The 13,614-nt window shown below is 65.6% G+C and carries 16 protein-coding genes, 1 pseudogene and 1 riboswitch; of the genes and pseudogenes, 11 read left to right on the top strand and 6 right to left on the bottom strand.

The genetic code is table 11. The annotated features are described in order from the left end of the window. Positions 1 to 119 precede the first annotated feature (119 nt). From VJ673_RS12470 to VJ673_RS12455, 4 genes are all read left to right on the top strand, one after another. Complete coding sequence (locus VJ673_RS12470; protein WP_324126426.1) at positions 120 to 758, top strand: hypothetical protein; 639 nt, start codon at positions 120 to 122, stop codon at positions 756 to 758. Between the two features lie 58 nt (positions 759 to 816). Further along, positions 817 to 2,355, top strand: a complete 1,539-nt coding sequence (locus VJ673_RS12465) for a helicase HerA-like C-terminal domain-containing protein (protein WP_324126425.1) — start codon at positions 817 to 819, stop codon at positions 2,353 to 2,355. Between the two features lie 15 nt (positions 2,356 to 2,370). Next, positions 2,371 to 3,279, top strand: a complete 909-nt coding sequence (locus VJ673_RS12460) for a DMT family transporter (protein ID WP_324126423.1) — start codon at positions 2,371 to 2,373, stop codon at positions 3,277 to 3,279. A 64-nt stretch (positions 3,280 to 3,343) separates the two neighbouring features. Continuing rightward, positions 3,344 to 3,640, top strand: a complete 297-nt coding sequence (locus tag VJ673_RS12455) for a hypothetical protein (RefSeq protein ID WP_324126422.1) — start codon at positions 3,344 to 3,346, stop codon at positions 3,638 to 3,640. Positions 3,641 to 3,662: 22 nt separating this feature from the next. Here the strand turns inward: VJ673_RS12455 and VJ673_RS12450 are convergent, their stop codons facing one another. Both VJ673_RS12450 and VJ673_RS12445 read right to left on the bottom strand, forming a co-directional pair. Then, the gene (locus VJ673_RS12450) at positions 3,663 to 4,445 is read right to left on the bottom strand and encodes a DUF2182 domain-containing protein (protein WP_324126421.1); all 783 of its coding nucleotides are present in this window, start codon (positions 4,443 to 4,445) and stop codon (positions 3,663 to 3,665) included. A gap of 92 nt (positions 4,446 to 4,537) precedes the next feature. Further along, positions 4,538 to 5,140: a DUF1326 domain-containing protein gene (locus tag VJ673_RS12445; RefSeq protein WP_324126419.1), complete on the bottom strand. Its 603-nt coding sequence runs from the start codon at positions 5,138 to 5,140 to the stop codon at positions 4,538 to 4,540. Between the two features lie 711 nt (positions 5,141 to 5,851). On the opposite strand from VJ673_RS12445, the pseudogene VJ673_RS24645 reads away from it, so the two are divergent. Both VJ673_RS24645 and VJ673_RS24640 read left to right on the top strand, forming a co-directional pair. After that, positions 5,852 to 6,145 (top strand): annotated as a pseudogene (locus VJ673_RS24645) (methyl-accepting chemotaxis protein); the annotation flags it as partial. A gap of 3 nt (positions 6,146 to 6,148) precedes the next feature. Beyond that, positions 6,149 to 6,559 (top strand): CZB domain-containing protein, encoded by a 411-nt coding sequence (locus VJ673_RS24640; RefSeq protein ID WP_414635653.1) that lies wholly within the window; start codon positions 6,149 to 6,151, stop codon positions 6,557 to 6,559. A 50-nt stretch (positions 6,560 to 6,609) separates the two neighbouring features. Here the strand turns inward: VJ673_RS24640 and metF are convergent, their stop codons facing one another. Together metF and ahcY are read right to left on the bottom strand one after the other, a co-directional pair. Next, positions 6,610 to 7,446: a methylenetetrahydrofolate reductase [NAD(P)H] gene (gene metF / locus VJ673_RS12435; protein WP_324126417.1), complete on the bottom strand. Its 837-nt coding sequence runs from the start codon at positions 7,444 to 7,446 to the stop codon at positions 6,610 to 6,612. A gap of 12 nt (positions 7,447 to 7,458) precedes the next feature. Then, the gene (gene ahcY / locus VJ673_RS12430) at positions 7,459 to 8,871 is read right to left on the bottom strand and encodes an adenosylhomocysteinase (RefSeq protein WP_324126416.1); all 1,413 of its coding nucleotides are present in this window, start codon (positions 8,869 to 8,871) and stop codon (positions 7,459 to 7,461) included. Between the two features lie 74 nt (positions 8,872 to 8,945). Next, positions 8,946 to 9,020, bottom strand: a riboswitch (S-adenosyl-L-homocysteine riboswitch). A gap of 201 nt (positions 9,021 to 9,221) precedes the next feature. Between ahcY and VJ673_RS12425 the strand changes: the two genes are divergently transcribed. Both VJ673_RS12425 and infA read left to right on the top strand, forming a co-directional pair. After that, positions 9,222 to 9,428, top strand: coding sequence for a cold-shock protein (locus tag VJ673_RS12425; protein WP_324126415.1), 207 nt, complete (start codon positions 9,222 to 9,224; stop codon positions 9,426 to 9,428). A gap of 86 nt (positions 9,429 to 9,514) precedes the next feature. Beyond that, complete coding sequence (gene infA / locus VJ673_RS12420; RefSeq protein ID WP_324126518.1) at positions 9,515 to 9,775, top strand: translation initiation factor IF-1; 261 nt, start codon at positions 9,515 to 9,517, stop codon at positions 9,773 to 9,775. Positions 9,776 to 9,817: 42 nt separating this feature from the next. Here the strand turns inward: infA and VJ673_RS12415 are convergent, their stop codons facing one another. Then, entirely contained in the window at positions 9,818 to 10,333 is a 516-nt protein-coding gene (locus VJ673_RS12415) for a DUF2242 domain-containing protein (protein ID WP_324126414.1), read from the bottom strand. 211 nt (positions 10,334 to 10,544) lie between these two features. Here VJ673_RS12415 and VJ673_RS12410 point away from each other — a divergent pair, with 211 nt between their 5' ends. Continuing rightward, positions 10,545 to 11,036, top strand: a complete 492-nt coding sequence (locus tag VJ673_RS12410) for a cytochrome P460 family protein (protein ID WP_324126413.1) — start codon at positions 10,545 to 10,547, stop codon at positions 11,034 to 11,036. Between the two features lie 80 nt (positions 11,037 to 11,116). Here VJ673_RS12410 and metK read toward each other — a convergent pair whose 3' ends face one another. Further along, on the bottom strand, positions 11,117 to 12,283 hold the full coding sequence (metK, locus tag VJ673_RS12405) for a methionine adenosyltransferase (RefSeq protein WP_324126412.1): 1,167 nt from the start codon (positions 12,281 to 12,283) through the stop codon (positions 11,117 to 11,119). A gap of 239 nt (positions 12,284 to 12,522) precedes the next feature. Between metK and VJ673_RS12400 the strand changes: the two genes are divergently transcribed. Together VJ673_RS12400 and VJ673_RS12395 are read left to right on the top strand one after the other, a co-directional pair. Continuing rightward, on the top strand, positions 12,523 to 13,392 hold the full coding sequence (locus VJ673_RS12400) for a lysophospholipid acyltransferase family protein (RefSeq protein ID WP_414635652.1): 870 nt from the start codon (positions 12,523 to 12,525) through the stop codon (positions 13,390 to 13,392). Further along, on the top strand, positions 13,389 to 13,614 hold a 226-nt coding region (locus VJ673_RS12395), incomplete at its 3' end, for an LpxL/LpxP family acyltransferase (RefSeq protein WP_491700806.1). The genes VJ673_RS12400 and VJ673_RS12395, both read left to right, overlap by 4 nt.

Genomic DNA, 13,614 nt, shown 5'->3' with positions numbered 1-13,614 from the left:
CCTCCCTTCCCGTCCGCTGCCGGAACGCCGTCGCCTCTGTTAGATTGTTGTCATCTTCCCGGGCGCGTGGCGGGCTTCGCCAGCGCGTCGCCGTGTATTCTCCGAGAAGGAGCTCATCGATGGAAACCCGTATCCTGCTGGCGGCGCTATCGGCTGCACTGTTGATGTCGTCCGCGCATGCGGCGGACGTGCAGGTTACCTACGAGGGATGTACTGATGCCGTCGGACGGCCCGTGCCTGCAGTCTCCGATCCGACGATCGACAAAGTCGTCGAGTCGCGCAGCGACGCGAGCGGCGCCGACATCCGCTACAACCCGGAGGTGCTGCCGCGCTTGCTTCCGGAAACACGACTCTTCCTGTTCGCGCACGAATGTGCGCGGCACAATCTCGGCTACCCGGCAGCTGCCGCGCTCGACGTCCTGGAGGCCGCGCGTGCCGATTGTGTCGCGGTCGATGCGCTGCTGCGTTCGCACCTCCTGGCCCCTGAGCAGATCGAGACCGTGCAGCGCGATCTGCAGCTGTCTCCGGGCGAGTGGGCGTTCGTACCCGGCCCGGCGCGCCGCGTTGCGCTGAAGGCCTGCATCGCGCAGAACGCGCGCCGACATGCGCTGACTCAGCCTTCGGCGAATCAGCCGAACTGGAACGCGTGCGTGCGCAGCTGCGGCGACCGCCGGCGCGTCTGTCAGTCACAGGGCACTGGCTGCGATGATACCTACGAGCGTTGCGTCAGCCTCTGCGACTTCCGCTCGGCACCGTGAGGCGGCCGTCCGCCGCTGATAAACTCGTCCTGCTCCCAACCCGCTGAAGGCATTGCTCATGGTCGAACCCCTGCTCATCGCGAAGAACGCCGCCAAGGAAATCCACCTGCTGCCTCGGCTCGCCAACCGCCACGGACTGATCACCGGCGCGACCGGGACCGGTAAGACGGTGACTTTGCAGAAGATGGCGGAGTCCTTTTCCGCGATCGGCGTGCCGGTCTTCATGGCCGACGTGAAGGGCGATCTATCGGGCATCGGTGCCGCGGGCGTTGCGTCCGAGAAGCTGCTGCAGCGGCTCGCTGCGATCGGCATCGAGGACTTTACGCCGCGCGCGAACCCGGTCGTATTCTGGGACGTGTTCGGCGCCGCCGGCCACCCGGTGCGCGCGACGATCTCGGACATGGGGCCGCTGCTGCTGGCGCGTCTGCTGAACCTCAACGAAACGCAGTCGGGCGTGCTGCAGCTTGTGTTCAAGATCGCCGACGACAATGGCCTGCTGCTCCTGGATCTCAAGGACCTGCGGGCGATGGTGCAGCATGTCGGCGACAACGCGAAGACGTTCACGACCGAATACGGCAACGTGTCGGCCGCGTCGATCGGCGCGATCCAGCGCGGGCTGCTTGCGCTGGAACAGCAGGGCGGCGACCAGTTCTTCGGCGAGCCGATGCTTGATCTCGCCGACCTGATGCAGACCGACGCGGATGGGCGCGGCGTCGTCAACGTCCTCGCCGCCGACAAGCTCTACCAGTCGCCGAAGCTCTATTCGACCTTCCTGTTATGGATGCTCGCCGAGCTCTTCGAGCAGCTGCCCGAAGTCGGCGACGTCGACAAGCCCAAGCTCGTGTTCTTCTTCGACGAGGCGCATCTGCTCTTCAACGACGCCCCGCAGGCGCTGGTCGAGAAGGTCGAGCAGGTCGTACGCCTGATCCGCTCGAAGGGCGTCGGGGTGTATTTCGTGACGCAGAACCCGCTCGACGTGCCGGACACGGTGCTCGGGCAGCTCGGCAACCGCGTCCAGCATGCGCTGCGCGCCTTCACGCCGCGCGACCAGAAGGCGGTGAAGACCGCCGCCGAGACGATGCGGCCGAATCCGGCTTTCGACGCCGCGGCCGCGATCACCGAGCTCGGCGTCGGCGAGGCGCTGATTTCCTTCCTCGACGACAAGGGGCGGCCGGAGATGGTCGAGCGCGCCGTCGTCGTCGCGCCGGCTTCCCGTCTCGGTCCGCTGAGCGCCGACGAGCGTAATGCGGCGATCCGCGCCTCGGTGCTCTACGGCCATTACGAGCAGTTGCTCGATCGCGAGTCGGCCTACGAGAAGCTGCGCGGCAAGCCCGCAGCGGCCGGGACCGATGCGACGGACGGGCAGGCGACAGGGGGAACGGCGGGCGGAGCACCGGCCCGGCAGGGCGGCGGCATGCTGGGCGGCATGAGCGACATCCTCTTCGGCTCGACCGGGCCGCGCGGCGGGCGTAACGAGGGGCTCGTCGAGGTCGCCGCGAGGACCGTTGTGCGCACGATCGGCAGTTCGATCGGGCGGGAGATCGTGCGCGGCGTGCTCGGCTCACTGCTGGGCGGCGGGAGTAGCCGACGACGCTGAGCGGTCGCGAACTCCATGAGCGCAACACCCACAGCCCAGGCGGGCCAGGGGACGGGATTGCTGTTCGCGGTGCTTGGCGCCGTCGGCTTCTCCTTCAAGGCGATCCTCGTCAAGCTCGCCTACCAGTACCGCGTCGATGCGGAGACGCTGCTCGCGCTGCGCATGGGTCTGTCGCTACCCTTCTTCGTCACGATGGGCGTCGTCGCCGACCGCCGCGCCCGGCATCGGCTGGAGGGGCGCGACTGGTTGTGGATGTCCGGACTCGGCTTCTGCGGCTACTACCTCGCGAGCTATCTGGACTTCCTCGGCCTGCGCTACATCAGCGCGGCGCTCGAGCGCCTCATCCTCTTCCTGTACCCGACGCTCGTGATCGTGCTGTCGGCGCTCTTCCTCGGCAAGCCGGTCGGCCGACGGGCGTTGTTGGCGCTCGGCCTGTGCTATCTCGGCATCGGCCTCGCCGTTGGGCATGACCTGCATCTCGCAGGCCAAGCGGCGGATGTGCTGCTGGGCTTCGCGCTGGTGTTCGGCAGCGCCTTGTCCTATGCGCTGTACCTGATGGGCAACGGCGAGGTCGTCGGACGCCTGGGCTCGCTGCGTGTGACCGCCTTCGCGACGATGATCGCCTGCGTGCTGTGCATCGGCCAGTTTCTCGTGCTGCGTCCCTTGTCCGCGCTCGATCTGCCGTGGCAGGTGTATGCGCTGGGGCTCGCGATGGCGCTCTTTTCGACGGTCGCGCCGGTGTGGCTCGTGTCGGAGGCGATCAGCCGCCTCGGTGCAGGCCCGGTGTCGCTCACCGGCACGCTCGGGCCGGTGATCACGATCTTCCTCGGCTGGCTGCTGCTCGACGAGACAATCGGCAGCGGCCAGATCATGGGCGCGATGCTGGTGATCGCCGGCGTGCTGGTGATGGCGCGCCGTAACTGAACGGGGTGGGCACTCCCCGGGCACTGCGCCTGTCCAAGTCCGCATGACACAACGGGAGCCTGCCATGACCCCAGAGTCCGTTGAATCGCTGATGGCCGAAATCGACGCCGAAGACCAGCCGGATTTCGGCGGGATCGGCATCGGCGAAGTGGAGGCGCGCCGCCTCATGGCGAACCACTTCTGCGAAATCGATAGCCGCCTCGCCGAGCACGGGATGAGCGCCGAGGCGCGGCTGGAAATCATGGCCGCCATCGCCGCCCACACGATGGTCGAGAACATGCTGCTCTACGTGGAGCGGCTGCGCAGCGTGCCTGCCCAGGCGGATTTCCGCGACTGGATGCAGCGGCACGGACTCGCTTAGCGCGGACGGCTACCGCGAGCGCTCACTGCCACGACCACGCGTGGTCGAACGCGATCGCCGTCCCCCACGCGATCAGCGCCACGCCAAGCGGCTCCCCGAGCAGGCGTCCGCGCGCGTGATTCTTCTCGATCGCCATGATCGTGCCGAGCGCAAGCATCCATCCGATGTTGCCCGTGCCGACCGCGAACATCAGCAGCATCAGCGCCCAGCAGCAGCCGACGCAGAAGAGACCGTGGTGTGCCCCGATCGCGAAGGACTGGGTACTTGCGCGCCCTCCGCGCCAGTGCTGGAAGATGAAGCCGACCGGCGCGCGGCAGCGGTCGAGGCAGCGGTATTTCAGCTCCGAGAACTGGAACAGCCCGGCGAGCAGCAGCGGCGCTGCGCCGAATACCCAAGGATTCGCCTGCAGCCAGGCGACGTGCTCGAAGAGTTCGTGCAGACCGAAGTCGAAGAGGTGGGCGGCGACGCCGAAGACCAGCCAGACGCCGAGGTAGCCGGCGACGAGCAGTGCCACCAGCCGGCGGCGGTCATCGCGTTGCGCAGTCATGCGCTCGAAGGCCTGGATCAGCGGGACGGCTGTCGGCAGCATCATCGCGCAGGTCATCAGCAGCCAGCCGCCGATATAGAGCGCCGCCTGCTCGAGCACCGCTTCGAGTTCGTTTCCCTCGACGAATCCCGCCAGCTCGCCATGATGCAGATAGCGGCCGTAGGGGGAACGCTCCCACGCCCATAGCGCAAACCACGCCAGCGCGATCAACAGACCGATGCTGAGCGTGGTCGCGTTGCGATGAAGGCTGCGTGGCATGGGCACGGTGCCGGTGGCCGGAACCGTGCCGTCGCTCCCGCCCGGCGGAGAGGCCAGTACGCGCGGACGTAAAGCGGCGGCACGCCGGCGTCTCAGGCCTCGAATACGAAGCTGCCCTGGACGGCGTTATGGCCCGTCAGCTCGACATTGATGCCGAGCGCGTCGGACTTGGCCTTGTAGCTCGGCGCCCGGCCCACGTAAGCGGGCGAGCCGGGGATCGTGGAGAAGATCGTGTCGTGCAAGGTCGTCGGTGTGCCGTCCGATCCGCGTGCGACTTCGAGGTCCGCCGCAACCGCTTCGCCGATCCGTAGCCGTCCCGTGCCGGTCTCGACGTCGAAGCCGATCGGCACGCGTTGTACGCCGACAACCTCGCCGATGAGCTGCGCCATGTCGGCGATCGGCCCGCCGAGCTTGCCGGTGAAGACCGAGAGCAAGGCGTCTTCCTGACCCGGGGTGGCGCGATCGTCAACGAAGGCCTGCGCCTTCCAGTTCCCCTCCAGAATGTTGCCCGGGATATGGGCGAGCATCGCGAAGGTGAGCCCGGAAACGTCCGTGCCCCCGACCATGCCCTTGTCGATATGCCATGCCAGCGTGCCTTCGCAGGTTCCGCCGTCCGGGTCGTCACCGATCCAGCATGGGCAGAGAGTATTGCAGGTGCATACCTCGAGCAGCCGGCCTTCAATCCTGTAAGCCATGTCTTTCCTCCTTGTGACGTGACGCAAAACAAGGGGCGGGCGGCCATTTCGGTCGTCGGATGCGTGCGCGGCAGACCCTGCTTTGGAGCCGCTCCTGCCTGTGGGCGGATTGCGTCTCATTTGTATTTATAGTCCCGTTTGGGCGGCAATCAATGACAAGTGGGCCGCCCGGCCGAGCGCATTCGGGAGGCTGTCGCCGCCGTTGTCGAATATGCTTAAAGTCGTACCAAATTTGCCGATAATAGGGGTCGGATACCGATGATCGGTGGCAGCATCCGGTCGATGGGCGGAAGCTGTGCATACCCCAAAGGGAGAATCGCAATGGGATGGTTTGGAGGCGGCGCCGAGCTGGCGACGCTGAAGCAGGAGCTGGCGGCGAGCAACGAAGCGCTGATGCGAGAACGGGAGCGCGTGTCGGCGCTGGAGGCGCAACTGGCCGCACAGCAAGCCGCGGCGGAAGAGGCGGCGCGGCGCGCGACGATGCTCGAAGCGCTGTTCGCGAACTTCCGCACCTACGGCGACACCCTGGTGTCCGTGCAGGGCACGTTCGGGCGGCTTGCCGACGGGCTCAGCGGACAGCAGGAATCGGCGCAGCGCTCGACCGACTCGGCGAGCCAGAGTGCCGAAGCGATCGAGGCGATCTCGGCGAGCCTGGATCATCTCGCGGACGAGACGCGCAGCACCGTCGATTCGGTGCATCGCCTCAACGAACGCGCCGGCCAGATCGACGGCATCGTACGTCTGATCCGCGAGATTGCCGACCAGACCAACCTCCTCGCGCTCAACGCCGCGATCGAGGCCGCGCGGGCCGGTGAGCAGGGGCGGGGCTTCGCGGTCGTCGCGGACGAGGTGCGCAAGCTCGCCGAGCGCACGGCCACCGCGACGAACGAGATCTCGAGCCTCGTCGGCGCGATCCAGGGCGAAACGGGGCAGGCGAAGGACGTGATCCAGTCGCTCGCAGGCAAGGCTTCCGATGCCGCCGCTCAGGGCCGCGACGCGCGGAGCAGCATGACCGAGCTGTGTGCGCTCGCACGCGGACTCGCCGACATCATGCAGGATGCGTCGATCCGGAGCTTCGTCGAGCTCGCGAAGATGGACCATCTGATCTACAAGATGGAGGTCTACAAGGTCGCCTCCGGCCACTCCGAGAAGCGCCCGGACGACTTTTCGAGCCATCACAAGTGCCGGCTCGGCAAGTGGTATTACGAAGGCGGCGGAAAGCGCTTTGCGGGGCTGCCGGCCTATCGGCGTCTCGAAGCACCGCACGCGCGCGTGCACGAGAGCGGCCGGCGCGCGCTGGAACGACTGCAGTCCGGGCAGATCGATTCCGGCTTGCAGGACATCGCCACAATGGAAGCGGCAAGCATCGAGGTGCTCGACTGCCTGCAGGCGATCGCGGACGGCGCCGGATCGGCATAAGGAGACGGCGCGCAGGACGGGGCTGGATCCCGCCTGCGCGCCCGCGGCGCTCAGCTGCCGAGCTTGAGTCGCTCGCAGATCGCGGTCGTGAGACCGGCCTGGTTCATGCTGTAGAAGTGCAGCCCCGGCGCGCCGGCGGCGATCAGACGTTCGCATAGCTCGGTCACGACGTCCAGACCGAAGGCGCGGATCGAGTCCGCGTCATCGCCGAAGGACTCGAACTTCTTGCGCATCCAGCGCGGCAGCTCGGCGCCGCACGCATCGGAGAAGCGTGCGAGCTTCGAGAAGCTCACGATCGGCATGATGCCGGGCACGATCGGCAGTTCGACGCCCATCGCGCGCACCGAGTCGACGAAGTGCGCGTAGGCGTCGAAGTTGTAGAAGTACTGCGTGATCGCCGAGTTCGCGCCCGCGTCGGCTTTGCGCTTGAAGGCGAGCAGATCGTCCTTCGGGCTTCTCGCCTGCGGATGCCATTCCGGGTAGGCCGCCACCTCGATGCGGAAGCGGTCGCCGGTCTCATTGCGGATGAATTCCACCAGCTCGTTGGCGTAGCGGAACTCGCCGGCGTCGCCGACGCCCGAGGGCAGGTCGCCGCGCAGTGCGACGATGCGGCGGATGCCGGCCGCGCTGTAGTCGGCGAGGATCTCGCGGATGCTCGCGCGCGTCGAGCCGATGCACGACAGGTGCGGCGCGGCCTCGAAGCCGTCGGCGGCGATTTCCTTGACGGTCGAGAAGGTGCGCTCACGCGTCGAGCCGCCCGCACCGTAAGTCACCGAGAAGAAACTCGGCTTCAGCGCGGAGAGCTTGTGGCAGGTGTTGCGCAGTTTTTCCGCACCTTCAGGCGTCTGTGGCGGGAAGAACTCGATCGAAAGTTCAGGCTTGTGCATGGCGCACTCCGATCAATAACGGTAGTGGTCGGCCTTGTACGGGCCTTCGATCGGGACGCCAATGTAGGCGGCCTGGTCCGGACGCAGCACAGTGAGCTGCACGTTGAGCTTCTTCAGCTGCAGACGCGCGACCTTCTCATCGAGGTGCTTCGGGAGCGTGTAGACGCCGACCGGATAGTCCGCGGTTCGCGTGTAGAGCTCGATCTGCGCGATCGTCTGGTTCGCGAACGAGGACGACATCACGTAGGACGGGTGGCCGGTGGCGCAGCCGAGGTTCACAAGGCGGCCCTTGGCGAGCAGGATGATGCGCTTGCCGTCCGGGAAGATCACGTGATCGACCTGCGGCTTGATCTCTTCCCATTCGTATTTTTCAAGCGACGCGACGTCGATCTCGTTGTCGAAGTGGCCGATATTGCAGACGATCGCCTGGTCCTTCATCTTGACCATGTGATCGTGCGTGATGACGTGGAAGTTGCCAGTCGTGGTGACGAAGATGTCCGCATGTTCGGCGGCGTATTCCATCGTGACGACGCGGTAGCCTTCCATCGCCGCCTGCAGCGCGCAGATCGGATCGATCTCGGTCACCCACACCTGGGCCGACAGCGCGCGCAGCGCCTGTGCCGAACCCTTGCCGACATCGCCGTAGCCGCACACGACCGCGACCTTGCCGGCGATCATCACGTCGGTCGCGCGCTTGATGCCGTCGACGAGCGACTCGCGGCAGCCGTAGAGGTTGTCGAACTTGGACTTGGTGACCGAATCGTTCACGTTGATCGCCGGGAACTTCAGATCGGCACGCGCATGCATCTGGTACAGGCGATGCACGCCGGTCGTGGTCTCTTCGGTCACGCCCTTGATCTGCGCGAGGCGCGTCGAGTACCACTTCGGATCGGTCGCGAGCTTCGCCTTGATCGCGGCGAAGAGGATTGTCTCTTCTTCCGAGCTCGGCTTCGCCAGCACGGCGATGTCCTGCTCGGCCTTCGCGCCGAGGTGCAGCAGCAGCGTCGCGTCGCCACCGTCGTCGAGGATCATGTTCGAGTAACCGCCATCCTTCCATTCGAAGATGCGGTGGGTGTAGTCCCAGTAATCGACCAGCGACTCGCCCTTCACGGCGAAGACCGGGATGCCCTGCGCGGCGATCGCCGCGGCGGCGTGGTCCTGCGTCGAGAAAATGTTGCACGAAGCCCAGCGGACCTGGGCGCCGAGCGCGGTCAGCGTTTCGATCAGCACCGCGGTCTGGATCGTCATGTGCAGCGAGCCGGTGATACGCGCGCCCTTCAGGGGCTGGGTGGCGGCGAATTCCTCGCGGATCGCCATCAGGCCCGGCATTTCGGTTTCCGCGATGCGGATTTCCTTGCGGCCCCAGTCGGCAAGCTTGAGGTCGGCAACAACGAAGTCGGTGAAGTTTTCAGCCACAGTGTTCATGCGAACTCCTGAACGTGTGGCCGGGAAGGGGTGCTGCGGGTGAGCTCACCTCGTCACCCCGTGCCCGGCACGGGTTAAGGTGAGCGCAGTTGTACATTTTCTGAATCGGCCGAGCCTGGGACAGGGGTCTCGCAGCGCTCCTCGGCAGACGAATATTATAGCCGCGAAATCTTTTTGGTTGCCAAATGGACGAATACAGTCCACAGTGTGTGTAGCGATCTTCAAGAAGCAAGTTGTTGTACGGACCAGTATCTGCTGTTTCTGCGGTATTTCCCACATCACCGTAGCGTCTTGAGCTTCGCCCGCAACCTCAGGGCAAGTCCCTATTTTTTATTCAGGATATTCAAGACATGGCAAACGGTACCGTCAAGTGGTTCAATGACTCCAAGGGCTTCGGCTTCATCACCCCGGAAAATGGCGGCGACGACCTGTTCGCGCACTTCTCGGCCATTCAGGGCTCCGGCTTCAAGACGCTGGCTGAAGGCCAGCGCGTCACCTTCGACGTGACCACCGGCCCGAAGGGTCAGCAAGCCTCGAACATCCGTTCGGCTGAGTAAGTGCTGACTGGGGGATTCCCCGGCCACACCGAAGAGGCCCGGCTCTTGCCGGGCCTTTTTCTTTTTGTCCCTCTGGAGAAACTGTCATAGCCAAGGAAGATCTCATCGAAATGAGCGGTGTCGTGGATGAAGTGCTGCCCGACGCTCGATTCCGCGTGACCCTCGACAACGGTCACTGTCTCATCGCCTATTCCGCGGGCAAGATGCGCAAGCATCACATTCGCATCCTGTGCGGCGACAAGGTTTCACTCGAACTTTCCCCTTACGACCTCACCAAGGGTCGTATCACGTTCCGCCATCTCGAAACTCGCGGACCCGCGGGGCCGCAGGTAAGACGGCGTCGCTGAGCCGCCAGGTGCGGGCAAGCGCAGCGGTGCGCTGCGTCCCGCTCACTCACCCAGCATCGATTCGATCAACGCAAAGAGCCGGTGGTAGAAATCCGGATCGGAGATGGTCTCCTCCCCGGTCTTGACCATGGCTTCCTTGTCCGCGGTCCAGGGCAGCGAAATCGAACCGATGCCGGCAACGCCGACGCCGGCGCTCGTCGCCGCGGACTTCAGCTCATAGCGCGTCTGTAGAGCATTTGCGTACATCGCGGTTCCCAGATTGCTCGGTAGGCACTCCAGCGTTATCCCCAGCGTCATGCTGTAGCTCGGCTGCGGCAAAAAATGCTTGTCGCCGCGGATGCGCGTCGGATTGGTGCTGTCGACCTGATAGCCCTGGGAGAGCAGCGCGCGGCGACCGACTTCGCACGCGGCCGCCGGATCTCGCTGGCTCCACGTGACGAAAGGCGACTCGGCCTTGAAGCTTTCGGCCCGATAGGCGGGGGCGGGCGTGTGGGAGCAGCCGGCAAGCAGCAGGCCGCCGACCAGCAGGGCAAGGGCGCGGCGCGCAAGATGAAACATGGGGAAAATCCGGCACATAGCGATGCAAAGAAGCAGTTTAGAGCATCGCGGGTGCTGCAGGTTCAAGCGAGATGATCGGTAACCGACGTCTGCTGGCCTCAACTGAGCTCACGGAATAAAACGTATCGACGGGCTGTTGTTTTGAAAGCGCCGACCGCGAAGGCTCACCGCGCCGGCGCGCCGAAAATGTCCCCAACGACGTGGAATTCCGATGACAAAAAAAGTCCTGATCCTTGCGGCGTCCCTCGCCGCGTTCTCCGGCTGCGGTCTTGCGGCCGATCCCGCTCCGAACGGCATCATGCTGCCCGAAGGTTTTCGCCAATGGCAGGTGTTGTCGGTGCACCACCGCTCGGACAACAACACCTTGCGCGTCGTACTCGGCAACGAGGCGGCGCAGCAGGCCGTGCGCGAAGGCAAGACGAACCCGTGGCCGGACGGTGCCGTGCTCGGCAAGCTGGTATGGAAGGGCGTCCAGCACGACCGATGGGCGACGGCGACCGAGCCGGGCGCCTTCATTCACGCCGAGTTCATGAGCAAGGATGCGGCGAAATACGCCGCAACCGGCGGCTGGGGCTATGCGCGCTGGGTCGGGAAGGAGCTCAAGCCCTATGGCAAGGATGAGAACTTCGTGCAGGAGTGCCTGGGCTGCCACACGCCGCTGAAGGATCGCGACTACGTGTTCACGCATCCGGCGATGCCGTAAGCCAGGACGTCGTCGTTCAGCGCGTCCCGGCCAGGGCGCGCCGACGGTGTTTGCCATCGGCGGCCTTGCGGGTGGGACGATTACAGCCCGGCGTCGGCGCGCAGCGCGGCGGCCTTGTCGGTGTTTTCCCAGCTGAATTCCGGCTCGTCGCGGCCGAAGTGGCCGTAGGCGGCGGTCTTGCTGTAGATCGGACGCAGGAGGTTCAACTCCTGGATGATCGCCTTCGGACGCAGGTCGAAGTGGCGCTGCATGAGCTCGATGATCTTCTCGTCGGCGATCTTGCCGGTGCCGAAGGTCTCGACCATCATCGACACGGGCTTAGCGACACCGATCGCGTAGGCGACCTGCACTTCGCAGCGGTCGGCCAGTCCTGCCGCGACGATGTTCTTCGCGACCCAGCGGCCGGCGTAGGCGGCCGAGCGGTCGACCTTCGACGGATCCTTGCCCGAGAAAGCGCCGCCGCCGTGGTGGGCCGCGCCGCCATAGGTGTCGACGATGATCTTGCGGCCGGTGAGGCCGCAGTCGCCGTGCGGGCCGCCGATGACGAAACGGCCGGTCGGGTTGATGAGGTAGCGCACCTCGCCCTGCATTAGCTCTTTCGGCAGCACCGGCTTGACGATCTCCTCGATCACCAGTTCGGAGAGCTGGGCGTGCGAGACGTCCGGGCTGTGCTGGGTCGAAACGACGACGGTGTCGATCGCGACCGGCTTGCCGTCGACGTACTTCACGGTGAGCTGGCTCTTCGCGTCCGGGCGCAGCCAGTTGAGGCGGCCGTCCTTACGCAATTCGGCCTGGCGCTGCATGATGCGGTGCGCGTAGTAGATCGGCAGCGGCATCAGCGAGGGCGTCTCGTTGCACGCGTAGCCGAACATCAGGCCCTGGTCGCCTGCGCCCTGGTCGAGGTCGATGCCTTCGCCTTCATTGACGCCCTGGGCGATGTCGGAGGACTGGCGGTTGATCGCGGTGAGGATCGCGCACGACTTGTAGTCGAAGCCGATCTCGGAGTTGTCGTAGCCGATGCGGCGGATGACCTCCTGCGCGATTTCCTTGTAGTTCGGGTGCGCGTGGGTCGTGATTTCGCCCGAGATGACGACGAGGCCGGTCGACACGAGGGTTTCGCAGGCGACGCGGGCGTGCGGATCGTCGGTGAGGATTGCGTCGAGGACACCGTCCGAGACCTGGTCCGCGACCTTGTCGGGATGGCCTTCCGAGACGGACTCCGAGGTGAAGAGGAATTCCTTGCTCACTGTGCTGCTCCTGAAAACAAAAATCCCCGGTGCTGTCCGGCGTTGCCGGCTCCGGGGATTTCGTCGAGCAGGCGACGCTTTAGCAGTACTTGTTTGTTGCGACCGGTTTGGTGCGTTCGCAACGCCGCCCTGCAAGTTGTCGTATTAACTCGGCGGCTAAGCGATAATTATAGCTTCCGTATTCAGTCGGTCAATTGCGAGTCGTCCGTGGGCCCGCAAAGGGGCCGACGCCAGTGACCGTGACCGTCGATTTCCTTTTCCGCGTTTTGTCCCGCTTTTCGCTCGCCTGGCTGCACCGCTTGGGCGGCGTTGCCGGCTGGCTGACCTGGCGCTTCTCGCCAACCTACGCCCGCCGTCTCGAGGAAAACCTGACCCGTGCGCTGGGTCGTAAGGATCCCGCGATCCTGCGCGCCGCAATCCGCGAAGCCGGCCGCCAAGCCCTCGAATTGCCTTACGTGTGGCTGCGTCCGCAGGATGAGGTGCTGTCGCGCATCGTCCGCGTCGAAGGCGCCGAGCTGCTCGCGCAGGCGCGTGCCGACGGTGCCAGCGTGCTGCTGCTGACGCCGCATCTGGGCTGCTTCGAGATGTGCGCCCAGTACTGTTCGACGCATGGCCCGATCACGGTGCTGTTCCGTGAGCCGCGCAAGGCGGCGCTGGGGCCCCTGATGGAGGCGGGGCGCAAGCGCGGCAACATCAATGTGGCGCCGGCCGACGTCTCGGGCGTGCGCCGTCTCGTGAAGGCGCTGCGCGGCGGCGAGATGGTCGGCATGCTGCCGGACCAGGCCCCGGGGCAGGGCGAGGGCGTGTGGGCGCCGTTCTTCGGCAAGCTCGCGTGGACGATGACGCTCGCCGCGCGCCTGTCGGAAGTGAAGGGTGTGCGCGTGATCATGCTGTGGACCGAACGCCTGCCGCGCGGCGAAGGCTACGTGCTGCGCCTGTCGGAGCCCGTCGAGCCGATCGCGGGTTCGCTCGAGGAGCGCTGTGTCGCGATCAACCGCGAGATCGAGCGCCTGATCCTCGCGTGCCCGCAGCAGTACCTGTGGGGCTACAACCGCTACAAGCGTCCCTCCGGCGTCGAGCCGCCGCCGGCCGAGGGGGGCGCGCAATGAGAATCCTGAGCTATCTCGCGGTCGCCGTCTTCTGGCTGCTGCACTGGCTGCCCCTGCCGGTGCTGGCCGTTTTGGGCGAGTGCCTGGGCGAACTGCTGTTCCTGTTCGGGCGCCATCGCCGCCACGTCGTCACCGTCAATCTGCGTCTGTGCTTTCCGGAGCTCGACGACGCGGCCCGGCGGCGCCTCGCGCGTGCGCATTTCCGCGCGCTCGGCCGCAGCC

It is taken from the genome of Aromatoleum sp., assembly GCF_035254505.1.
Classification (GTDB): Bacteria; Pseudomonadota; Gammaproteobacteria; order Burkholderiales; family Rhodocyclaceae; genus Aromatoleum.
The sequence above is the reverse complement of the archived record's forward strand: the minus strand, read 5'-3'. Positions and strand labels throughout refer to the sequence as shown.